At 70.5% G+C, this 22,783-nt stretch carries 18 protein-coding genes and 1 tRNA gene; 11 read left to right on the top strand and 8 right to left on the bottom strand.

Translation table 11 applies throughout. The features are described 5' to 3' along the window. Positions 1-45 precede the first annotated feature (45 nt). Entirely contained in the window at positions 46-354 is a 309-nt protein-coding gene (locus tag IE290_RS38055) for an NAD-dependent epimerase/dehydratase family protein (RefSeq protein WP_229874772.1), read from the top strand. Between the two features lie 156 nt (positions 355-510). On the opposite strand, the gene glnA is transcribed toward IE290_RS38055, so the two are convergent. Next, positions 511-1,935, bottom strand: coding sequence for a type I glutamate--ammonia ligase (glnA, locus tag IE290_RS29150; RefSeq protein ID WP_027932281.1), 1,425 nt, complete (start codon positions 1,933-1,935; stop codon positions 511-513). 173 nt (positions 1,936-2,108) lie between these two features. Here glnA and IE290_RS29145 point away from each other — a divergent pair, with 173 nt between their 5' ends. Then, complete coding sequence (locus IE290_RS29145) at positions 2,109-2,582, top strand: RDD family protein (protein WP_191247867.1); 474 nt, start codon at positions 2,109-2,111, stop codon at positions 2,580-2,582. Positions 2,583-2,632: 50 nt separating this feature from the next. Here the strand turns inward: IE290_RS29145 and IE290_RS29140 are convergent, their stop codons facing one another. Next, entirely contained in the window at positions 2,633-3,364 is a 732-nt protein-coding gene (locus IE290_RS29140; RefSeq protein WP_191247866.1) for a DUF4191 domain-containing protein, read from the bottom strand. 80 nt (positions 3,365-3,444) lie between these two features. Between IE290_RS29140 and IE290_RS29135 the strand changes: the two genes are divergently transcribed. Beyond that, positions 3,445-5,508, top strand: coding sequence for an ATP-dependent DNA helicase UvrD2 (locus IE290_RS29135; RefSeq protein WP_191247923.1), 2,064 nt, complete (start codon positions 3,445-3,447; stop codon positions 5,506-5,508). 14 nt (positions 5,509-5,522) lie between these two features. Here the strand turns inward: IE290_RS29135 and IE290_RS38330 are convergent, their stop codons facing one another. Then, positions 5,523-5,654: a hypothetical protein gene (locus IE290_RS38330; RefSeq protein ID WP_268246411.1), complete on the bottom strand. Its 132-nt coding sequence runs from the start codon at positions 5,652-5,654 to the stop codon at positions 5,523-5,525. Between the two features lie 1,099 nt (positions 5,655-6,753). Between IE290_RS38330 and IE290_RS29130 the strand changes: the two genes are divergently transcribed. From IE290_RS29130 to IE290_RS29115, 4 genes are all read left to right on the top strand, one after another. Then, complete coding sequence (locus tag IE290_RS29130; RefSeq protein ID WP_191247865.1) at positions 6,754-6,990, top strand: hypothetical protein; 237 nt, start codon at positions 6,754-6,756, stop codon at positions 6,988-6,990. Between the two features lie 118 nt (positions 6,991-7,108). Continuing rightward, on the top strand, positions 7,109-7,510 hold the full coding sequence (locus IE290_RS29125) for a WhiB family transcriptional regulator (protein WP_229874771.1): 402 nt from the start codon (positions 7,109-7,111) through the stop codon (positions 7,508-7,510). Between the two features lie 77 nt (positions 7,511-7,587). Next, the gene (locus IE290_RS29120) at positions 7,588-7,758 is read left to right on the top strand and encodes a hypothetical protein (protein ID WP_191247864.1); all 171 of its coding nucleotides are present in this window, start codon (positions 7,588-7,590) and stop codon (positions 7,756-7,758) included. Positions 7,759-8,611: 853 nt separating this feature from the next. Next, positions 8,612-9,685, top strand: a complete 1,074-nt coding sequence (locus tag IE290_RS29115; RefSeq protein WP_229874770.1) for a class I SAM-dependent methyltransferase — start codon at positions 8,612-8,614, stop codon at positions 9,683-9,685. Positions 9,686-9,868: 183 nt separating this feature from the next. On the opposite strand, the gene IE290_RS29110 is transcribed toward IE290_RS29115, so the two are convergent. From IE290_RS29110 to IE290_RS29100, 3 genes are all read right to left on the bottom strand, one after another. After that, positions 9,869-10,810 carry a hypothetical protein gene (locus IE290_RS29110; RefSeq protein ID WP_229874768.1) on the bottom strand — a complete coding sequence of 314 codons (942 nt, stop codon included), beginning with the start codon at positions 10,808-10,810 and terminating at the stop codon, positions 9,869-9,871. 532 nt (positions 10,811-11,342) lie between these two features. Continuing rightward, positions 11,343-12,689 (bottom strand): ABC1 kinase family protein, encoded by a 1,347-nt coding sequence (locus IE290_RS29105; protein WP_191247863.1) that lies wholly within the window; start codon positions 12,687-12,689, stop codon positions 11,343-11,345. Continuing rightward, positions 12,686-13,798: a ThiF family adenylyltransferase gene (locus IE290_RS29100; RefSeq protein ID WP_191247862.1), complete on the bottom strand. Its 1,113-nt coding sequence runs from the start codon at positions 13,796-13,798 to the stop codon at positions 12,686-12,688. Before IE290_RS29100 ends, IE290_RS29105 begins: the two co-directional genes overlap by 4 nt. A 166-nt stretch (positions 13,799-13,964) precedes the next feature. On the opposite strand from IE290_RS29100, the gene IE290_RS29095 reads away from it, so the two are divergent. Next, complete coding sequence (locus IE290_RS29095; protein ID WP_191247861.1) at positions 13,965-14,534, top strand: M48 metallopeptidase family protein; 570 nt, start codon at positions 13,965-13,967, stop codon at positions 14,532-14,534. Positions 14,535-15,453: 919 nt separating this feature from the next. Here the strand turns inward: IE290_RS29095 and IE290_RS29090 are convergent. After that, on the bottom strand, positions 15,454-16,782 hold the full coding sequence (locus tag IE290_RS29090; RefSeq protein ID WP_191247860.1) for a zinc-dependent metalloprotease: 1,329 nt from the start codon (positions 16,780-16,782) through the stop codon (positions 15,454-15,456). A 116-nt stretch (positions 16,783-16,898) separates the two neighbouring features. Here IE290_RS29090 and IE290_RS29085 point away from each other — a divergent pair, with 116 nt between their 5' ends. Continuing rightward, complete coding sequence (locus IE290_RS29085) at positions 16,899-18,044, top strand: YlbL family protein (protein ID WP_229874767.1); 1,146 nt, start codon at positions 16,899-16,901, stop codon at positions 18,042-18,044. Between the two features lie 743 nt (positions 18,045-18,787). Here the strand turns inward: IE290_RS29085 and IE290_RS29080 are convergent. Continuing rightward, on the bottom strand, positions 18,788-19,336 hold the full coding sequence (locus tag IE290_RS29080; RefSeq protein ID WP_191247859.1) for a PPA1309 family protein: 549 nt from the start codon (positions 19,334-19,336) through the stop codon (positions 18,788-18,790). A 163-nt stretch (positions 19,337-19,499) separates the two neighbouring features. Here IE290_RS29080 and IE290_RS29075 point away from each other — a divergent pair, with 163 nt between their 5' ends. Next, the gene (locus tag IE290_RS29075) at positions 19,500-22,469 is read left to right on the top strand and encodes a UPF0182 family protein (protein ID WP_191247858.1); all 2,970 of its coding nucleotides are present in this window, start codon (positions 19,500-19,502) and stop codon (positions 22,467-22,469) included. A gap of 81 nt (positions 22,470-22,550) precedes the next feature. Beyond that, positions 22,551-22,624, top strand: a tRNA-Met gene (locus IE290_RS29070). Positions 22,625-22,783 lie beyond the last annotated feature (159 nt).

The raw sequence follows: 22,783 nt of genomic DNA, 5'->3' as shown, positions 1-22,783 counted from the left end.
GGGAGTCGTGCGCCACATCGGCCCGGGGGGAACATCTGGTCCAACGTGCACCTGGCCGACGTCTGCGACCTCTACCTCCGCGCGCTGGACGGGGCTGCCCCGGGCTCGTTCTACTTCGTGGAAAACGGCGAGGCCAGCTTCCGCGAGATCACCGAGACCATCGCCACCGCACTCGGACTCCCCGGGCCCCAGCCCATGGACATCGAGTCCGCCATCGAGGAATGGGGCTACGAGCCCGCCGTATACGCGCTGGGATCCAACAGCCGGGTGCGGGGCGTCGCGCCCCGCGCGGCACTCGACTGGCGGCCGCGGCACACGTCGGTCACCGACTGGATCGCGGAGTCGCTGGCCTGACAACCGCGGCAAGACGGCCCGCCGGCGAAAAGCCGGCGGGCCATCATCGTTGCCGGCGTTTCCGCAGGCCGGCCCGGGCCATAAAGAACGCCGACGGCGAGGGCGTTTTCCGCTCCTCGCCGCCGGCGCGCTCAGGGTGTTTCTACCCGGTACGAATCACACGTCGTAGTACAGCGCGAACTCGTACGGGTGCGGACGCAGCCGCAGCGGGTCGATCTCGGTCTCGCGCTTGAGCGAGATCCACGTCTCGATGACGTCGGGGGTGAACACGCCACCCTCGGTCAGGAAGTCGTGGTCGGCCTCGAGGTTGTTCAACACCTCGTCGAGCGTGGCCGGGACCTGCTTGACGTCCTTGGCCTCCTCCGGCGGCAGCTCGTAGAGGTCCTTGTCGATCGGCTCCGGCGGCTCGATCTTGTTCTTGATGCCGTCCAGGCCGGCCATCATCATCGCGGCGAACGCCAGGTACGGGTTGCCGGACGAGTCCGGGCAGCGGAACTCGATGCGCTTGGCCTTGGCGTTGGAGCCGGTGATCGGGATCCGGACGCAGGCCGAGCGGTTGCGCTGCGAGTACACCAGGCTGACCGGCGCCTCGAAGCCCGGCACCAGGCGGTGGTAGGAGTTCACCGTCGGGTTGGTGAACGCCAGCAGCGACGGGGCGTGGGCCAGGATGCCGCCGATGTAGTGACGCGCCATGTCCGACAGGCCGGCGTAACCGGACTCGTCGTAGAACAGCGGCTGGCCGTCCTTCCACAGCGACTGGTGGCAGTGCATGCCCGAACCGTTGTCACCGAACAGCGGCTTCGGCATGAAGGTCGCGGTCTTGCCGGCGTTCCACGCGGTGTTCTTGACGATGTACTTGAACAGCTGCAGGTCGTCGGCGGCGTGCAGCAGCGTGTTGAACTTGTAGTTGATCTCGGCCTGGCCGGCGGTGCCCACCTCGTGGTGCGCGCGCTCGAGCGTGAAGCCGGAGTTGATCAGCTTCTGGCTGATCTCGTCACGCAGGTCGGCGAAGTGGTCGACCGGCGGGACGGGGAAGTAGCCGCCCTTGAAGCGGGTCTTGTAACCGCGGTTGCCGCCCTCTTCGTCGCGACCGGTGTTCCACCAGCCCTCGACCGAGTCGATCTCGTGGAAGGAGCCGTTCTCGCGCGAGTCGAAGCGCACCGAGTCGAACACGTAGAACTCGGCCTCGGGGCCGAAGAACACGGTGTCGGCGACGCCGGACTCGGCGATGTACTGCTCGGCCTTGCGTGCGATGTTGCGCGGGTCGCGGCTGTACGCCTCACGGGTGAACGGGTCGTGCACGAAGAAGTTGATGGAGAGGGTCTTCTCCTTGCGGAACGGGTCGATCCGCGCCGTCTCCGGGTCGGGCAGCAGCAGCATGTCGGACTCGTGGATCGACTGGAAGCCGCGCACCGAGGAACCGTCGAAGGCCAGGCCCTCTTCGAACGCGTCCGCGTCGAACGCCTTCGCGGGGACGGTGAAGTGCTGCATCACACCCGGCAGATCACAGAACCTGACGTCAACGAACTGCACGTCCTCATCTGCGATGAGACGCTGGATATCGTCTGGAGTAGTGGACACCCTCTGTAACTCCTTCATACGCATTGCCGGGGGCAGTACTCTCTTCGGCTCACGCTAAGAGCGCGGTGTTGCCCGACCGTCACCCGTATGTTTCGCCCATGTTAACGGGCTGGGCGATATCCCCCAGCAGACCAGGGCGGACGTGGCGCACGCCACCGGCATACCCTGGTCGGGTGGCGAGATGGACCGGTGAGTGGTTGTCCGCACCTCGGCCCGGCGCTGAGGAGCCTCCGCGCTGGCGAGGGGAACGGCTCGGCCTTCCCGAGCAGGGGGTCGGTGCGGTCGCCGGCGGCGGCACGCGCCTGCTCGGGCTCGTCGTCGACCTGGTCGCCGCGTCCCTGCTGACCTCCCTGTTCGTGCGCCCCGACCTGCAGGACACCGCCGCGATGCAGTCCTACAACCTGTGGTCGATCGCGGTGTGGGCGGTCATCACGATCATCCCGGTCTCGTTCTTCGGGTTCACCCTGGGGATGTTCGTGACCGGCATCCGCGTCGCGCGCCTGGACGGCGCCCAGATGGTCGGCGTGCCGCGGGCGATCGTCCGCGCGGCGCTCACCTTCGTGATCATCCCGGCCGCGATCCGCAACGCCGACGGCCGCAGCTGGCTCGACCGGCTGACCGGGACCGTGGTCATCCGGATGCGCTGACATGCGAAAAGGCCCCGACCGGGTGGTCGGGGCCTTTTCGTCGTTCCGGGTCAGCGGCGCTTGATGACGCGCTGCACGCTGCGCATCTTCGCGCCCTGCGGCATCGGGCCCTTCGGCATGGCCGCGCCACCGCGGTTGCCGAGCGCGGCGAGCTTGGCCTCCAGCGCGTCGACCTGCGCCGGGCGGAGGTTGCGGGGCAGCTTCATCATGTGGCTCGACAGGCGGCGCAGCGGGACCTGGCCCTCCTCGTTGCCGACGACGACCTCGTAGATCGGGGTGTCGCCGACCAGGCGGGCCACGCGCTTCTTCTCCTGGGTGATCAGGTTGCGCACGCGGTGCGGCGCGCCCTCACCGACCAGCACGACACCCGGGCCGCCGAGCACGCGGTGCACGGCGTCGAGCTGCGTGGTCGCGGCCACCGTCTGGGTCACCTTCCAGCGGCCGCGCAGGTTGTCCAGCGCCCAGCCCGCGGCTCCGGGCTGGCCCTCGGCCTTCGCGAACACCGTGCGCTGCACCCGGCGGCCGAAGATGATCACCGCGGCGAGCACGCCGAGGACGATGCCCAGCGGCAACAGGACCCACAGCATGTCGAGCAGCAGCCCGACCACGACGAAGACGCCGGCCACGACCAGGAACGCGCCGAGCATCCACGGGATGAGCGCCTTGTCCTCCCGGCGCTGCATCTTGAACGCTTCCCAGATCTGACCGCGCCGGGCCTTGCTCGCGGCGCGCCGTTCCCGCTTGGCCTGCTTGGCAGCCTCTTTGTCCTGCTTTCCCGCCATATGAACCAGGATACGGCCGGGCAGGGCGGCGCGATCCTGTCGGTCCCCTCTGCGAGGATGCCGGGGTGGCTAGCGCACCTGTGACCAAGTCCCCGACGGGCCTGTTGGACGGGCTGGACCCCGAGCAGCGTGCCGCCGCCGCAGCCCCGCGCGGGCCGGTCTGCGTCCTGGCGGGCGCCGGCACCGGCAAGACCCGCACCATCACCCACCGCATCGCGCACCTGATCGCGTCCGGGCACGTCGCCGCAGGTCAGGTGCTCGCGGTCACGTTCACCGCACGCGCGGCGGGGGAGATGCGGACGCGGCTGCGCGCGCTGGGGGTGGACGGCGCCCAGGCCCTGACGTTCCACGCGGCCGCGCGGCGGCAGCTGCGGTACTTCTGGCCGCGCGTGGTGGGCGACCGGATGTGGGACCTGCTCGACGGCAAGCTGCGGCTGGTGGCCCAGGCGGCGCAGCGCTCGCGGATCAGCAGCGACACGGAGATCCTGCGGGACATCGCCAGCGAGATCGAGTGGGCGAAGGCGTCGCTGATCAGCCCGGAGGACTACCCGGCGCAGGCCGCGCGGCTGCAGCGGGACACGCCGATGCAGGCCGCGCAGGTGGCCGAGGTCTACCGCAAGTACGAAGAGGTCAAGACCGCGGCGCGGATGCTCGACTTCGACGACCTGCTCCTGCACACGACGGCCGCGCTGGAGGACAACGCGGACGTCGCCCGCGAGTTCCGCGACCGGTACCGGTGCTTCGTCGTCGACGAGTACCAGGACGTCACCCCGCTGCAGCAGCGCCTGCTCGACGCGTGGCTCGGCGGGCGCGACGACATCACGGTGGTCGGCGACGCGAACCAGACCATCTACTCCTTCGGCGGGGCCTCCCCGCGGCCGCTGCTGGACTTCACCCGCCGCTTCCCGGAGGCGACGGTGGTGCGGCTGGAGCGGGACTACCGGTCCACGCCCCAGGTGGTCGAGCTGGCGAACAAGGTGATCGGCGCCGCGCGCGGCCGGCCGGCGGGGTCGCGGCTCAAGCTGGTCGGGCAGCGCCCGGACGGTCCCGAGCCGCGGTTCGCGGAGTTCGACGACGAGCCGACGGAGGCCGGCGCGGTGGCCGGGCGGGTGCGGCAGCTGCTCGACTCGGGGGTGCCGGCGAGCGAGATCGCGATCCTCTACCGGGTCAACGCGCAGTCGGAGGTCTACGAGCAGGCGCTGACGGACCTGGAGATCCCGTACCTGGTGCGCGGGGGCGAGCGGTTCTTCGAGCGTCGGGAGATCCGGCAGGCGATGGCCGCGCTGCGCACGGCGGCGGGGGATCCGCCGTCTTCGGAGCTGGTTCCCGCGGTGCGCGCGGTGCTGGCTCGCGTCGGGTTGACGGAGCAGCCGCCCTCGGGCGGGGCGGCGAAGGAGCGGTGGGAGGCGCTGCTCGCGCTGGTGGAGCTGGCCGAGGAGCTGGCGTCGGCGGTCGAGGGTGCGTCGATGGGCCGGTACGTGGCGGAGCTCGAGCAGCGCGCGGCGGCGCAGCACCCGCCGACGGTCGAGGGGGTGACGCTGGCGTCGCTGCACGCGGCGAAGGGCCTGGAGTGGGACGCGGTGTTCCTGGTGGGCCTGGCCGAGGGCACGATGCCGATCCAGCGCGCCGACGGCGACGAGGCGGCGATCGAGGAGGAGCGCAGGCTCTTTTATGTGGGGGTCACCCGGGCGCGGGAGCACCTGTGGTTGTCGTGGTCGCTGTCGCGCCACCCCGGCGGGCGACGGCACCGCCGCCGCAGCCGGTTCCTGTACGGCCTGATCCCGGAGGAACACCCCACGGCGCGGGTGCCCCGCCGCGCGGCGACCACGAGGACGAAGCCGAGCTGCCGCATGTGTGGCGAGCAGCTGGCGAACACGCTGGAGGTCAAGCTCGGCCGGTGCGCCCGGTGCCCGAGCGATCTGGACGAGGCGCTGCTGACGCGGTTGAAGGACTGGCGGGCCGAGCGCGCGCGGGAGCTGAAGGTCCCCCCGTTCGTCGTCTTCACGGACGCCACACTGGTCGCGATAGCCGAACAACGCCCCGAGGACCAGCGCGGCCTGGTCTCGATCTCCGGCATAGGCCCGACAAAGGCGCACCGCTTCGGCGACGAGGTACTGTCCCTCCTCCGGGAGAAGCACCGCTGACCCAGGGTGCTGCCTCACGGGAGGCGCGCCTGCCGGAAGCCCGGTGTCCCCAGCGCGGCGGGTGTGGTCAGCCCGGCGGGTGTGGTCAGCGCGGCGGATGTCGACTGCATGGCCGGTGTGGTCAGCGCGGTGGATGTCGACTGCATGGCCGGTGTGGTCAGCGCGGCGGGTGTGGTCAGCGCGGCGGGCTCGCAGCTTGGCGGCCGCCTCTCCGCTAGCAGCCACGCCCGGCGACGGCGTTGTCTTCGCCGGGCAAGGAAGCCTGATGGAACTCCTGTCCCCTCCTCCGCGGCAGGCCGCTCCTGATCCAACCGCCGTCCTTCCTCACCCGCGCGCTCTCGTCCCGCGCGGGAGCAACTGATCGGCCTGCGGTGCTTTCTCCGCGACAAAACCCACCTACCGGTGCGCGGCGGGCACTCCGCTCGTCCGCCGCCCCCCTTCTCCCTGGGCGGGCGTTCCCGCCAGCCGCCGCCGGTCCATCAGTTCGAGGGGCGCCCCGGGCCGAGGACGCTCGGCAACTCGCCCCGGCCACCCACCGCCGAGGACGCTCGGCAACTCACCCCGGCCACCCATCGCTGAGGACGCAGGGGCCAGCGAGTCAGGGCCCCGCCCGCGCCTGCCGAACACGACCCTTGTTAGGGCGGGCCCTGTACTCCAAGCCCTTGTGGTGAGCGCGGCCGTTGTCGCAGCGTGCGGCCTGGGGCCGTGTGCATCCGCTGCCGGCACGGTCCTCTACAACGGGCGGTGCCTTGCCAGAGCGGACCTCGGCCGTTGTCGCAGCGTGCGGCCTGGGGTCGTGTGCATCCGCGGCTGGCACAGTCCTTTACAACGGGCGGTGCCTCGCCACAGCGGACCGCGGCCGTTCGGGCTCGGGACGTCGCTGCTTCCGGATGAGTCCGGTGAGGCCCGACGATGAGGTGAACCGCGGTGACCGCGTGGCGCGTGTTCGCTCCGAGCGTGGCTGGCCGGCTTGGGCGATGTCCGCCACACTGAGGGACCCTTTGCCGCGTCCGGGCACCCGGGCGGCGGTCCGGGGCAAGCACGCTTGACCGCGCCGAAGGGCGACTTCGCGCGGCGGAACCGCTGCGCAGGGACGATCTTCGCCGCTGGGAAAAGTTCTGCGAAAAATCAGTTGCCCCGCGTCGGGCGGGGGCAATAGCCTGCATGGGCGGGTGAAGAGTGCCCGCGAAGCGAACGCCCGTCGCCCGCCGGCGATGAGCGAAGGATGAGAGGAGGTGCTGGGACGTGAAGACTTCGATCACGGTCACGAACCCTGGCATCGCTCTGCCCTTCGCCCGCTCGGCGATGGCTTGCGCGAACGGCTGGGGCGTCGGCAAGGCCGGCGTCGAACTGCCGATCATCGCCCGGCAGCGTGACCGCTTCGACGGGACCCGTGTGTCCGCCGTCAAGCCGGCGTACGTCCCGACCAACAAGCAGACCCGACTCCACGTTCCGCTGGCTCCGCCGGAGCTCAGACTCTGACCCCCCGTCAGGGAGACAGGCTCACGAGGGCCGCGGAACCGAGATTCGGATCCGCGGCCCTCGTGTTTTTGTACCACCTCACAACCGAAAAACCGTTACTACACAAAGGAGAACGGGAATGTCATCGGCAATCGCCTTCGCGTCAGAGAAGGCGTTATCCGACGAACTCGCCCTTCCGGGATCCGGGATCGGTGAGCTTTTCGACGCCGTGGCCTCGCCGGAAGCCGACCTGCCCTGCAGGTCCGGCGACGCCGACCTGTGGTTCGCGGAGTCACCGGCGGATCTGGAGCTGGCCAAAAGCCGGTGCGCCGACTGCCCGATCCGGAGTGCGTGCCTGTCCGGCGCGCTCGCCCGGCGGGAGCCCTGGGGGGTCTGGGGAGGCGAGATCTTCGAGCGGGGTGTCGTGGTCGCGCGGAAGCGGCCGCGGGGACGTCCTCGCAAGAACCCGGTGGAAACGCCCGTCGCGGAGAAGCGCATCGAGCGCCGCAACCGCACTGACCAGCAGAGTGCAGCCGCATGAGTACTGACGCCCCCTTCGTCGCAGTGAGCTGGACGAAGCATCCCAGCAAGCCGCGCCCCCGCGCGGGGGTCGCACCCATGACCAAGGAGATCACCCGAATGTTGCTCAACGAAGAACTGGCGAGAGCACGAATACAGGACCTGCACGACGACGTCCGCGCGCAGCCGATGCGCAACGAGCGCGCCGCCCGCCGATGGGACCGTGTCGCCCGATGGGCTTCCCGCCGCGCAGGTCGCTACCGCGGCTAGTCACCCGGCGACTCCGCAATCAGCGGCTCGCCATGGCACTTCGCGGTTTGACGGCCCGGCGGTGCTCGAGGTGAAAGCCTTGACCACCGCCGGGCTTGGCGCGGTTTTGCGGTGCCGCTCGTTCATCAGCCAACCGGCTGCGCCGCAGTCCCGGCGCGTCCGGCAATTGTGCGAACCCAGCGCGCTCGCCCATCAACGCTGAGGGCGGGGCGCCCGCCCGAGCGCCGGCAATGTTGCGGGCCCGGCGCGTCTGCCCGAGCGCCGCTAATGCTGCTGGGCCCGCCCCGCCCGCCCGAGTGCCCTCAATGCTGAGGCGGCCGCGTTTACCCCGGTGCCGCTAATGCTGCGGGCCCGGCCCACCCGCCCGAGTGCCGTCACTGCTGTGGCCCGGCGTGTCTGCTCGAGTGCTGTCACTGTTGTGGCCCGGCGTGTCTGCTCGAGTGCTGTCACTGTTATGGCCCGGCGTGTCTGCCCAAGCGCTGTCAAGGCTGAGGCCCCGCGCGTCAGCCCGAGTGCCGTCACTGTTCAGGCCCGGCGCCTCTGCCCGACCGCCGCCAATGCTGCGGGCCCAAGCCGCCCGCCCGACCCACAGCCGAGGTGGTGGCGCGTTCGCCCGCCAGCACCGAAGCCTTGCGCGTTCGCACGCCCGAGCCGGGGCTTGAGCGTTGACTGTCAAACACCTCGGCATTTGGCATGTCCGGCTGCCGGCGCCCGAGTTCTTGGCATGTTCGGGGCCAGCAGCAAGGGCTCGCACATTCCCCCGGCCGACGGCCGTTCATTCGCTGGGCCGGTGCCTTGCCTATGGCACCCATGCGGCGCGAAATCACGGCGACTGTCCCGCCCGCGGTGTTGAATGACCGGCATGGCCGCACACACCCACGACGACATCGACTGGGCCGAGCGAATTCCGGCATTGCGCAGCGCCGATCGAGTCCATGCGCGGACCCACGCGGAGATCGCCGCCCGGTTGGTCAGCCATCTCGCCGACCATCCAGTAGTCGTCGACGCGGGTAGCGGGGCCGGCGGGATGAGCGCCGCGTTCGCCGCCGAGCTGGCCCGTCGAGGCGGTGGGACAATCGTTCTCGTCGACGCCGTTCCGGAGTTGCTCGACGTCGCCGAAACCGCGGCTAAGGCGGCCGTGGAGCGGGCTCAGTCGGACCGCACTGGCCGGACAGATCCGGACGCCCCTGCGACCGAGACCGCGGGCACGGGTTCGACCGGCCAACAACAGATCGCACTCGAGCAAGCGCGAGCTGAGCTCGCCGGAGCCGCCACAGCGGCGACTGTCGGGCGCGGCCATCCTGGCGCCGAGGCTGTGGCCAGCGCTGCGCTCGCCGGCCAGGTTTCGATCGAGCGCGTTCGAGCTGACGTCGCCTCAGCGGAGCTCGCTCAGCTCGTCCAGCCGGCGGATCTCGTCTGGGCCGCTTCGATGGTGCATCACCTCCCTGATCAACAAGCCGGAATCGCCGGCCTTGTCACAGCTCTCAAGCCACACGGCATGCTCGCCCTGGTCGAGGGGAGTCCACCCACTTACTGCCTGCCCTGGGATCTGGGGATCGGTGAGCCCGGGCTGGAGCGGCGTCTGCTGGCGGCGGGGGATCGATGGTTCCAGCGGATGCGTGCCGACATGCCGGGCTCGGTCCGGATGCCGTACGGCTGGAACACCGCACTGGCGAAGGCAGGGTTGGAGCGAGTCGGTTCCTTCAGTCGTCTTGTCGATTTGCCCGCACCGTCGGACGAGGCGGCACGCAATTACGTGCTCGAGCACATCGCCTGGCTGGCGTCGGCCGGCGATGAGTTCGTGACGCAGGAAGACCGGGACATCCTGCGTCGTCTTCTCGATCCCGAGGATCGGGAGTACCTGGGCAACCGGGAAGACATCTACGTGCTCGGAACACAGACGGTCCACTTCGGATGGCGCAGATGAACGAGCCAGTCGTCTGCTCCCGCTGCGGCGCTCAACGCAAGCCGGACGAGGACCCGCTCGAGACCCTGGCGTGGGTCAGCGACCGTGAAGGCGGCGCTCTGCGCTGGCTGTGCCCCCGATGCACTCGTGAGCATGTCCGTGACATCGAGGGCAAACTCCCCTCTGAATACTGGTGAGCGCTCGTCATGCCGCGACCTCCTTCAGTGCCTGGACCTTCGGCCGCCGACGGCGAGCTGCCAAGGCGAACGCGCTCGTGAGTTCCCGCGCGACTGTCCTCGCGTCACCGCGTAGGCGGTTGGAAGTGGTGCGGACCAGCACCACTCCGGCCCCGGTGAGCGGCAGGTGGCTCGTGGCCGGACGGTCGGAACGGGTGGCAGCGGGGTCGAGAACCCAGCCCATCGCGATTTCGTCCCACCAGGCGTCGACGACACCGAGGCGGCGTCCCGCCGAGTCGCAAATGGTCACGTTCCATACCGGTGGTGGCAACGGAACTCCGCCGAGCAGCTCCCTCGCCACACCTTGCTGGTAGGTGTCGCGAAGCGAGCCCAGGGTGCGGAGCGTCTGCCGGACAGCCGACGTTCCGCGTTGATTGCCGGCGTCGACCTCGTCGCGCAACTGCTCTGCCGTGCAAAGGCCGTAGTACACGGGCAGGGTGAGCAGGCGCCTCAGCCTGTCCGGATCGGTTTCGTACCGGGCGAGATCGATGGTGGCGCGGGCGGGCGGCGCGAACGGCAACCCGTCCACGACGACCGGTTCGGGGACACGAGACGTGCGGTCCAGCCAGGTGAACTCGTGCGATGCGATCCGGCGGCCCACGGGGATCAGCACGTGGACGCGCCGGGACGGTGACAGTGGAATGCCCTGTGCCTGCAAGGCATCCGTGCCGCTGATCACCGCGCCCCCACCTGCGTGGTAGATGGCGGCGCGGAGCTGCTGATCCCGGCTGGGTTCTCGGTTGCTCAGCAGGATCACGCCCGGCAGAAGCCTGCGCCATGGGCCGCCGGGGCGGCAACGGGACGAGATGACGTGCTGGCTCAGGCCCGCTCGACGCAGGCGCGTGCTGGTGGTGACGTCCTCGCTCGGGGCCGAGCGTCGCTCTGCCGGAGCGGTGATGGTTTCGGTCATGGCTCCAGAGTTGCGCGGGGGACGGGGCGGTGGAAGACGTGACAGGAAACTGTGGACAACTCGGTGGTGCGAGTGGACATCTCGTGCGGTTTTGGCCGTGATTGTGGATAACTCGTGCTTCTGTCGAGCCTTGTCGGCCGCGAGGTCCGAGATTTACGGCATGCTGGGTGTCACGGCGAGACATCCGGACCGGGAACGGATGGCAACGAGGGTTGGGGCGCGCTAGTGCACAAACAGCGACTGGGAGTGGAAAGCGATGAGGAGGTGGTTCTTGGGTAGGAGGAATTTGGTGTGGCGGAAAGGACTGTGATCGTGCGGGGTAGGAGCATTGGAGGTTGCGTCTTGAAGAGTTGATCAAGGTTGACGCATTCACCGTGGCGCCGGTGGGTGAGCTCGCTTTGGCGCGGGAAACCGGAAATCGCCATCGGCCAGCGGCGGCTGTTATTGGGGAGCTGGAATCCCGAGCGCTCAGTGGATGCACAAGGGCGGGCGACCCTGCCACGCCGGGCGAAACAGGGCGAGAGGTACGGGATCAATCGGCGAAGCCCGGCTGCCACCGTTCCACGATCCCGCGGGCGGGGATCTCGGCGTCGAGCTGGCACAGAATTCCCGTCGAGCCTGCCGTCACGCGATGGATCAGCAGGTATTCCGGCGGAAGGTTCAGCGATCGGCCGGTCCGGAAGTCGCGGCCACGCGTGTCGCCGACCCGCATCGCTTGGCGTTGCATCCAGCGGCGCGTGAAGTGGAAGCGCTCGGTGGCGAGGGGCTCGGTGAACGGGGCAAGGTAGGCGAGGACGTCGTCGGCGCTGAGTTCGGTGCCGGGGCGGATGAAGCCGGAGGAGCGCAGCAACTTCATGAGTTCGGTCGACCGATGATCGAGCGCGAGACGGGTCATCTCGCCCAGCTGACGAGGGATGCCGTGTGGCAGGCGGGCCACCGCGCCGAAGTCGATCACGGCGAGACGGCCGTCGTCGAGCAGCATGAAGTTGCCCGGGTGCGGGTCGGAGTGCAGGAGCTTCGCCCTGGCTGGTGAGGAGAAGTGGAACTCGGCCAGGAGCGCGCCGACGTGGTTGCGGGTTTCGGCGTCCGCGCCGGCGATGATCTTGGCCAGGGGAGTGCCGGTGACCCACTCGGTCACGAGCACCTTCGGGGCGCTGGCGACGACCTTGGGCACCAGGACCTTGTCGTCGCCGTCGAAGGCCTTCGCGAACTCGCGCTGGCTGTCGGCCTCGCCGCGGTAGTCCAGCTCCTCGTCCATCCGCGCCGACAGCTCGGCCAGCAGCGGCTTGACCTCTGTTCCCGGCAGGAGTGCCTGGAACAGGCGGCTGAACCGCTGCAGCTGCCGCAGGTCGCTGCGCAGCGCTTCGTCGGCGCCGGGGTACTGAACCTTGATCGCCACCTCGCGTCCGTCGTGCCACACGGCGCGGTGCACCTGGCCGATGCTGGCCGCGGCGGCGGGAGCGTCGTCGAACTCGCGGAACCGCGTCTCCCACGACCGGCCGAGCTGCTCGGCGAGCACGCGGCGCGTCTGGCGGGCCGGCATCGGCGGCGCGGCGGCCTGCAGGCGGGTCAGCGCGTCGCGGTACGGGGCGGCCAGCTCGTCCGGCACCGCCGCTTCGAACACGCTCAAGGTCTGCCCGAACTTCATTGCGCCGCCCTTGAGCGTGCCCAGCACCTCGAACAGCTGCTCGGCGGCCTTCGCCGACAGGTTCGCGTTGACCTCTTCCGCGCTCTGACCCGTTAGCCGCCGCCCCCAGCCGCCGACCGCCCGTCCCGCGATTCCGAGCGGCAGGCTCGCGAGCTTCGCTGCGCGTGCGGCCGTGCGGCGGGGAATCCCGGGATCGGTGCGGTCGTCGGTCTCTTCGGGGAAGTCGGTCACTCCTGCGATTGTGCCTTGTCGACCATGATCTCCGCAGCCGTCGGCGCAGGGACGCTGCTGACCAGCGGCTCTGGGCGTGCCCCGCAGGTGCAGGCCGGGTGGGGCGCCCACGGACGGTGGTAGATCGTGTTCTCGTACGGGTCGACTTCCATCGTCATGTTCCAGCCCGGCGGCACCCCGTCGACCGGCCCGAGAGCCCGGAGCACCTGACCGGTCGCCAGGGCCGCGGTGGCTTGCACCGTCACCAGATCGGCCTGCTGGGTGCGCCCGGCGAGCTGTCCCGCGATCGTGGGCCAGCGGTCGTCCATCGAGCGGCGGATCAGGTCCGCGCACCCCAGGCAGCTGCTCCGGCCGGGCTCGACGAGCGGCCCGACGATCCCGATGCCCTCCCGGACGCGGACCGCCAGGTGCGGAACCCGCTCGTGCATGAGCTGCTGGACCAGCTCGGGTGCCGGGACGATGGCGTCGGCGAGCACGGCGAGTTCGGGTAGCCGCCCGTCTCGGAGGCGCCGAGTCACGGTGGCCGGGTTGACCCGACGGATCGCATCGGCTGCCGCGGCTGATCGGGATCGGCCGATGTCGGCGTCGGTGTAGCCGGTGCCGGTGTCCTGCTCGGTGACCTTGCCCTCGGCCTCGACGCGGACCTGCCCCACCCCCGCGGCCGCGAGCTGCACCGCCATCGCGACCGTAAGCCGCCCCGAACCGAACAGCACGATGGCGCTGTGACGACGCCGGGCGACGGTCTCGCCGTGGCTCTGCCGTGCCGACAGGGACCACAGCCCGGCCTCATGGGCGGGCCGGTTGTAGGCCGAGGGCGGCCACGCCTCCTCCACCAGCCCGAGCCGGGTCAACTTCGTGAGGAGTTCGCGGAGGATCTCGACGTGTTCGCTCTTGGCGAGCGCGAACAGGCTCTCCAACCGGAGGCTGCCGTCGAGGCGGTGCATCACGTCCACCAGATCGGGTGGCAGGTCCGCGACCACCATGGCGTGCCGGGGGTCGAGACCGATCTGCACCTCGCCCGGGCCGCGGTCGAACACCTCGAGGCCGGACCGCAGCCAGGGGCGTTCGGGCAGGAAGAGCGGTCGCTGACTTGTCGCTGTATCCATCATGGAGCACAGAGTGACGGAACGTCGCTAAGTATCCGCTAACCAAGATCGCGACTTATCCACAGGCGGGCCGAAATGTGGATAACTCGGGCCTTCTCAAAGTCGGCTCTCCCGAGTTGTCGGTCCCTGCCTTTACCGTGGACGGGTGGCGAACGCACGGGTGCCCTCTTTGAGGAACCGGGACAACACCGGGCAGTCATCGAACCCGCAGCTCAAGGTCGAAGTACGGCGTAGTGCACGACGAAGGCGGACGGTCAGCGCGTACCGGGTCGGCGACACCCTCGTGGTGCTCATCCCGGCCAGCATGAGCCGAGCCGAGGAAAAACACTGGGTGGCCGAGATGGAGCGCAAGCTCCAGCGCACGGAGATCAGGCGGGCGTCTCCGGCGCGCGAGTCGGATGCCGCGCTGCTCGCGCGGTGTGCGCAGCTGTCAGCGCGGTACCTCGACCGGCAGGCGCTGCCCGCGAGCGTCCGCTGGGTGCCGCCGATGCGGACCCGGTGGGCTTCGTGCACGCCGGCCGACCGGACCATCCGGGTGAGCGACCGGCTGCAGAACGTACCGGCATGGGTGCTGGACTACGTGCTGGTGCACGAACTGGCACACCTTCGGGTAGCGGCGCACAACGCCGAGTTCTGGGAGCTGGTCCGGCGCTACCCGAAGACCGAGCGGGCCATCGGCTACCTCGAGGGCCTGTCCGCGGCGGCCGGTTGGGGAATCAGCGAGCTGGACGAGGACTGAGCAGTCGGAACACGGCCGGGGGACCTCGCCGTTGGCGGGTCCTCCGGCACCGGGAAAGGCAGGCGGAGGGGCGGCCGAAACGGGGGAGTGTCGGCGCCGGATGAGTAGCGGCGGAGTGGGAGAGCGTCGGCGCCGGGTAACGAGCCGCGGAGCACGGGAACAGGGGCAACCCGCTGGATGGCTAGCGGGCGGACCAGCGGCGCCGCCGAGCCGGATGACACGCGGGTGGACCAGGAGACGGGCAGCCGCGCCAGCGCGCGGCCGAGGCAGTGGCAGTCGGGCGGTGGGGCACGGTGCCGCCGTCGACGGGCTTAGTGCCGGCCACAGGGGGTGGCCGCTGCTGGATCCGCGATGGTGGATCAGGGTGCCTCGTCGGCGGGCTCGGAATGCTGCTGCCGATTCGTTTCGGCGGGGGCCACGGTGCCACCGGTCCGCGATGGTGGGCTCGGGGTTGCGCCGTCGGCGGGCTCAGATGGCGCCGTCGATTCCCAACGGTGGGATCAGGGTGCCCCGCCGGTGGCATTGCGGCGGGCCCAGGCTGCCGTCGGTTCGTTGCGGCGGGGGCCACGCTGCCGCCGATCCGCGGCGGTGGGCTCAGCGTGCTGTCCTGGCACGGGGGAGTTCCGCCGTCAGCTGGGGGCGAAAGCGCACGTCAGGGCAGCTCGCGCTCGCGGTTGGCTCGGTCTCGCCCCCTGGGCGGGATCAGCTCGCTGATGTTGGCTGGGGACGGGGAGCCGCCGGCTTGCTCCGCGTGGACACCGCAAGCCCATGGCCGGGGATGGCGAGCCGCCGGCTCCGGTTTGCTCCGCGTGGACATCGCAAGCCCACCTGGCCGGGGACGGCGAGCCGGCGGCTCGCCGCGGGGATACCGCAAGCCCACCCCGGCGTCGCGCGCGAGGTGGGCTTGCGGTGTCCTGCGTCAGTCGCCGGGCTCGTCGCCCTCCTTGGGGTTTGCCGGCTTCTCCTCGGGCTCCGTGCGCTCCAGCTCGGCCATCGGGTCGTCCAGGTCGCCCGGCTTGCCCAGGCGCTCGGCGAACTCCATCGGGTCGTCCAGGTCCTCGGCCGACGGCATCAGGTCGGGGTGCGACCACAGGCCGTCCCGCTTGTCGACGCCGTGCCGGTCGCCCACGAGCTTCCACAACGCGGACGCCGCGCGCATCCGGCGGGGCCTCAGCTCGAGTCCGACCAGCGTCGCGAACGTCTGTTCGGCCGGGCCGCCCGTCGCGCGGCGGCGGCGGAGCGTTTCGCGCAGGGCGTCGGCTCCGGGAAGACGGTCGCCGACCGCATCCGCGACCACCACGTCCACCCAGCCCTCCACCAGGGCGAGCAGCGTCTCCAGCCGGTTCAGCGCCGCCTGCTGCTCGGGCGTCGTCTGGGGCTCCAGCAAGCCGGAGGACAACGCCTCCTCGATGCTGGCCGGGTTGGACGGGTCGACCTGACCCGCCAGCTGCTCCAGCGCGGACGTGTCGACCTTGATGCCGTGCGCGAACTCCTCGACCGTCGCCAGCAGGCGCTGCCGCAGCCACGGCACGTGCGAGAACAGGCGCTGGTGCGCGGCTTCCCGCGCGGCCAGGAACACCAGGACCTCGCTGCTCGGCAGCTCCAGCCCCTCGGTGAACTTCTCGATGTTCCCGGGCAGCAGCGCCGACGTCCCCTCGGGACCCAGCGGCAGACCCACCTCGGTGGAGGTCAGCACCTCCGACGCCAGCTGAGCCAGCGCGTTACCCAGCTGCGAACCGAACGCCATGCCGCCCATCTGGCCGACCATCGACAGCAGCGGGCCGGCGGCCTGCTTCGCCTCGGCGGGGAGCGCCTCCACCCACGCGCCGGACACCTGCTGGGCCACCGGGTCGCACAGCCGCTGCCACGTCGGCAGCGTCTTCTGCACCCAGTCCCGCGGCGACCACGCCGCGGTCACGTTCGCACCCGCCGGCAGGATCGTCGCCGCGTCCAGCCACAGCTCCGCGAGGTGGCCGGCGTCGCGCACGGCGCTGTCGGCGTCACCGCTCGAGGCGAAACCGATGGTCCCGCCGCCGCTACCACTGAGCTTCTGCAGCGCGATCTGCTTCGCGAGGTCGTAGTTCACCGGGCCCGACGAACTGCCGGCCTGGCTCAGCATCTGCCCGAGCTGGCTCAGCATCTGGCCGAGCTGGTTGAAGGCGTCGGCGCCGGACTGCTGACCCTCCGGCCCGTTGTCACCGGGCTTGTCGGGATCCGGGGGCCCGAAGCCGAACGGGAGATTGCTCATACCACCACCGTACGCGGCCGGAGCAGCCGCGACCGCGCCAGTGGTGTCCGATTTCGCTCGCCGCGATCAAGGCCTGGTGATCGAGCGTGCGGGCCGGTCACCGTACGCTGTGGGCCGTGAGCGAGTCCCGCGACGAAACCACTGCTCCCGGCGCCGCGACGGGCACCAAGCCCGCGAACGGCGACCAGGCCCGCAACGGGCACCGCGCGACCCGGCCCCCCGAGCGCGCCCGCATGACCAGGCGCGGCTGGACCGTGGTGACCAGCGGCGTCCTCATCGTCGTGTTCGGGCTCATCGGCGCGTTCGTCCAGGTGCCCTACGTCGCGATCGGTCCCGGCCCCACCTACGACACGCTCGGCCAGGTCAACGGCGTCCAGGTGGTCGAGGTCGACGGGCAGCAGACCTACCCCACCGCGGGCGAGCTGCGCATGACCACCGTCTCGCTCAACGACGAGATCAGCCTGTTCGGCGCGCTCGGGCTGTGGGTCAGCGGCCGCTACGCGCTCGCGCCCCGCGAGGAGTACTTCCGCCCCGGCGAGAGCGACGAGCAGGTCCAGCAGCAGAACGTCCAGCAGTTCCAGGACTCGCAGAGCAACGCCGAGGTCGCCGCGCTGCGCCACCTCGGCTTCCCGGTCAAAGTGCTCGCCCAGACGATCGTCGAGAACACCCCGGCCAGCCGGGTCCTCGCCGCGGGCGACCGGCTGCTGTCGGTCAACGGACGCACCATCACCAACGAGGACGACGTCACCGCCGCGCTCGCCGACACCACCCCTGGCCAGACCGTGCCGATCACCTTCCAGCACGGCACCGAGCCGGCCCGCACCGAGCAGATCACCCTGGCCGCCAACCCGGACCCGAACAAGAAGCAGGGCTTCATGGGCCTGCAGCCGATCGACCGGGCCGACGTGCCCTTCGACGTGAAGATCTCGCTGCAGGACGTCGGCGGCCCCTCGGCGGGCCTGATGTTCGCGCTGGCGATCGTCGACCGGCTCACCCCCGGCGAGATGGTGGCCGGCGAGCACGTGGCCGGCACCGGGGAGATCACCGAAAAGGGAGCGGTCAACCCGATCGGCGGGATCTCGTTCAAGGTCGTCGCCGCGCGGGAGGCCGGCGCCACCGTGTTCCTCACGCCCGAGGCCAACTGCGCGGAAGCCTCCGCCGCAGCGCCGGACGGGCTGAAGCTGATCAAGGTGACCGACCTGAACAGCGCGCTCTCGGCGCTGGAGGCGCTCAAGGCCGGGCAGCCGACGCCGTCCTGCTGACGCGGACCGCCGGCTCCGGAACCGTGGGACTCGCGCGCGGCAGGGTGGGACCCGCGCAGGAGGCGTGGGGCTCGCGGCCGGGGGAGTGCGGCACGCGACCGGGAGCGTGGGGCTCGCGCGCAGGAGTGTGGGGCTCGCGGCCGGGAGCGTGGGGCTCGCGCGCGGGAAAGTGGGATTCGCAGGGCAGGGCGGGCTCGCGCGTGAGCGCGCGGGGGCGCGGGAGCTGAACGTGGGGGCCTCGTGTAGCTGAGCGTGGGACTCGCGCACGGGCGCGAGGGGCTCGCACACGGGAGCGTGGGGCTCGCGCGGGGGAAAGTGGGATTCGCAGGGCAGGGCGGGCTAGCGCGCGGGGGCGCCGGACGTGGGAGCTGAACGTGGGGCCTCGTGTAGCTGAGGCTGGGACTCGCGCACGGGCGCGAGGGGCTCGCGCGCTGAACGTTGGGACTCGCGCGCGGTTGAGTGTGGGGTCCTGCGGTTGAGTGTGGGGCTCGCGGCCGGGAGCGTCGGGCTCGCGCGGCCGAACGTGGGCGCTTGGGAGTGTGGGCTCGGGCGGCTGAGCGTGGGACTCGCGCGCGGGAGTGGGGGACTCGGGCGGCAGGGCCGGAGTCGCGCACGGGCGCGTGGGACTCGCGCGGCAGGGTCGGACTCGCGCGCGGGCGTGGGCTCGGGGCTTCCTCGGTCGAGCGTGGGGCTCGCGACCGAATGTGGGACTCGCGGGCGTGAAGGTGGGCCTCGCGGGGTGATCAGGGTGCCAGTGTTGCCCGGAGGGCGTCCAGCAGGTTCGGCGCCAGGTCCGGGTGCTCGACGACCTCGTCCACCGGCTCGGCGTCCTCCGCCTTCGTGTAGCCCCTCAGCCGCATCACGCAGGCTCCCGGGCCGTCCCGCAGCACGGCCGCCACCAGACGCGCCTCCGTCCGCTCCGGGTGGTCCGCCGCGGCCTGCCGCAGCCGCTCCGCGTCGCCGGACTCGGACAGCTCCGACTCGGCGCTCGGCGGCAACACGATGATCTCCTGGGCCAGCGCGCAGCCGATCACGGCCTCCGGCCACGCGATCCGCCCCAGCGCCTCCGCCAGGTCCCCCTCCGGCAGCGGTTCCTGCGCCACCGGGGTCAGCGCGCTCGACGGGTCGAGCTGCCCGGCCAGCTCCGGCTGCTCCCGCAGCAGCGACGCGGTCGGAACGAGCGCGAACAGCTGCGGCGCCTGGTCCCACCCGGCGGCGGCCACGAACTCCTCGACCTCCCGGGCGAGCGCGGCGATGGCCGGTCCGGTGGCGGGGTTGACTTCCGATGCCATCTCCTCATCGTGTCAGGTGCCCGCCGGAGGTGTCCGATTCGGGCCGGTCGGGGAACCGTGAGCGGCCCTCCTAGAGTTAGGGGTTCAGGGGTGTCCTGCGTTACGGGCTCCCCGCCAGCGGACCACGACAACAGGAGCGTGCGCAGTGGCCAGTCGGCCCCCAGTGAGCCTGCCGAAGCTGTCCCGTCGCAGCCGGGTACTGCTGATCATCGCCGCGGTGATCATCCTGGCGCTGCTACTCGGTGCGCGCCTGTTGGACACCTACGTCGACTGGCTGTGGTTCGGCGAGGTCGAGGCCCGTCAGGTCTTCAACACGATGGTCGTCACCCGCATCGTGTTGTTCTTCGCGATCGGGCTCCTCGTCGGCGGCTCGCTCGCGCTCAGCCTGTGGATCGCCTACCGCACGCGGCCGGTGTTCGTCCCGGTCTCCGGGGCCGACGACCCGCTGGCGCGCTACCGCTCCGCCGTGGTCGGCCGCATCCGGCTGTTCGGCATCGGCATCCCGCTGGTCACCGGTCTCATCGCGGGCGCAACCGGCGAGGGCGACTGGCAGCGCATCCAGCTGTTCCTGCACGGCACGAGCTTCGGCCAGTCCGACCCCGAGTTCGGCAACGACATCGGCTTCTACGCCTTCACGCTGCCCTTCTACCAGTGGCTGCTCGGCTGGCTGTTCGTGGCGGTGACGATCTCCTTCATCGGCGCCCTGATCGCGCACTACCTCTTCGGCGGCATCCGGCTCGCCGGCCGCGGCGGCCAGCTCGCCGGATCGGCCCGCGTCCAGCTCGCCGTCACCGCCGGCCTGTTCGTCCTGCTGAAGGCGGTCGAGTACTACTTCGACCGGTACAACCTGCTCTTCTCCGACCGCAACCCGTTGTTCAACGGCGCGACCTACACCGACCTGAACGCGGTCCTGCCGGCGAAGCTGATTCTGCTGTGCATCTCGGCGATCTGCGCGGTGGCGTTCTTCGCCGGCGCCTTCCTGCGCAACATCCAGCTGCCCGCGATCGCGCTGGTGCTGCTGATCCTGTCCGGCGTCCTGGTCGGCGTCGCGTGGCCGGCGATCCTCGAACAGTTCTCGGTCAAGCCGAACGCCAACCAGAAGGAAGCGCTTTCCATCAGCCGCAACATGGATGCGACCAAGGCGGCGTTCGGGCTCAACAACGTCCAGTACGAGGACTACACCGGCACCGGGCAGGCGACCGCCTCGGAGATCAGCACGGACACCACGACCGTGCCCAACATCCGCCTGCTCGACCCGAACGTGCTCGCGCCGACCTTCACCCAGCGCGTCGGCCGGGAGAACTTCTACGGCTTCCCGCAGAAGCTCGACATCGACCGCTACGAGATCGACGGCAGGATCCAGGACTACGTCGTCGCCGCCCGTGAGATCAACACCGCCAACCTCACCGGCAACCAGACCAACTGGATCAACAAGCACCTGGTCTACACGCACGGCAACGGGTTCGTGGCGGCCCCGGCCAACACCATCGACCGTGCGGTGAGCAGCGCCAACAGCGACGGCGGTTACCCGATCGCGGTCACCAGCGACACCCAGAACCCGACCGGCGCCGGCATCAACCCGACCAACCCGACCGCGCCCGGCATCGCGGTCAGCGAGCCGCGCATCTACTACGGCGAGCTGACCAACGACTACGCCATCGTCGGCGGCCAGGAGGGCCGCGCGCCGGGCGAGTACGACAGCGCCAGCAGCAGCAACTACCGCTACGAAGGCACCGGCGGGGTCAACCTCGGCAACTGGTTCAACCGCCTCGCCTTCGCCGCGAAGTACGGCGAGCGCAACATCCTCTTCTCCGACGCCATCAGCGACGGCTCGAAGATCATGTACAACCGCGACCCGCGGCAGCGCGTCAGCAAGGTCGCGCCGTGGCTCACCGTCGACGGCGACCCGTACCCGGCGGTGGTCGACGGCAAGATCGTCTGGATCGTCGACGGCTACACCACGCTGAACAACTACCCGTACTCGCAGCAGACCCAGCTCGGCGCCGCCACCGAAGACAGCCTCGCCGGCGTCGCCCGCCAGGCCAACAACAACATCAACTACATCCGCAACTCGGTGAAGGCGACCGTCGACGCGTTCAACGGCACCGTCACCCTCTACTCGGTCGACGACAAGGACCCCGTCCTCAAGGCGTGGGAGCAGGTCTTCCCCGGCCTGGTCAAGCCGAGCAGCGCGGTCACCCCCGAGCTGCGGTCGCACTTCCGCTACCCGGAGGACCTGTTCAAGGTCCAGCGCGAACTCCTGACGAAGTACCACGTCACCGACCCGCAGGAGTTCTACACCACCAACACCTTCTGGAACGTGCCCCAGGACCCGACCCAGGAGGGCGGCACCAACCTCGACGCCTCCGGCCTGGCCAACCAGCCCGGCTACTACGTCCTGGCCCAGGCGCCCGGGCAGGGCGGCACCACGTTCCAGCTGACCAGCCCGCTCACCGCCCTACAACGGCAGTACCTGGCGGCGTGGATGACGGTGTCCTCCGACCCGAAGGACTACGGCGCCATCAAGGTTCTGCGGCTACCCACCACAGCCGCCGGCAACAGCCAGGTCGACGGCCCGGTCCAGGTCCAGAACAGGTTCCAAAGTGACTCGCGGTTCGCCTCCGAACGGACTCTGTTCAGCAACCAGAGCGTCACGGTGATCTTCGGCAACCTGATCACCCTGCCGGTCGGCGGCGGGTTCCTCTACGTCGAACCCGTCTACATCCAGCAACGCAACCAGAACAGCTACCCGCAGCTGGCCCGCGTGCTGGTGTCCTACGGGTCCAAGGTCGGATTCGCCTCCACCCTCGGCGACGCGCTCAAACAGGTCTTCGGCGACCAGGCTGGCCAGGCGGCGACCTCGCCCACCCAGCAACAGCCCACCACGCCGCCGTCGACACCGACCACCACACCGACCAGCCCGCCCGCCACCGGCGGCACGGGCAGCACCCCGGCCCTCGACCAGGCCGTCGCCGACATCCAGTCGGCACTCGAACGGCTCCGGCAGGCCCAGCAGAGCGGCAACTTCGCCGCCCAGGGCGAGGCGCTCGCCGCGCTCGACGCCGCCGCCCGCGCCTACGAGAACGCCAAGGCCGCCCAGACGACCTCGGCACCGCCCCAGCCAGGCGGCTGACCAGCCACGCCGGGTGCCGGAGACCCTTCCGGCACCCGGCGTGCACGGCCCGGCAACCAAGGCGTAAACTGGTTCTCACAACGCGGGGTGGAGCAGCTCGGTAGCTCGCTGGGCTCATAACCCAGAGGTCGCAGGTTCAAATCCTGTCCCCGCTACAGAGGCAGGGGCCCCTGTATCCGCGGAAAGCGCGGATCGGGGGCCTCTTTCGCATTGCTCTGGGGGTCGAACCCCCAGGCCCCCGGCAGGGGGCGAGCCCCCTGCACCCCCGTGCGGTGCCGGTGGTGTGGTGATCTTGCGTTGGGTGCGGGGTGGCC

It is taken from the genome of Amycolatopsis deserti (assembly GCF_014653945.1).
GTDB lineage: Bacteria > Actinomycetota > Actinomycetes > Mycobacteriales > Pseudonocardiaceae > Amycolatopsis_E > Amycolatopsis_E deserti.
This window is presented reverse-complemented; position numbering and strand designations above follow the sequence as displayed.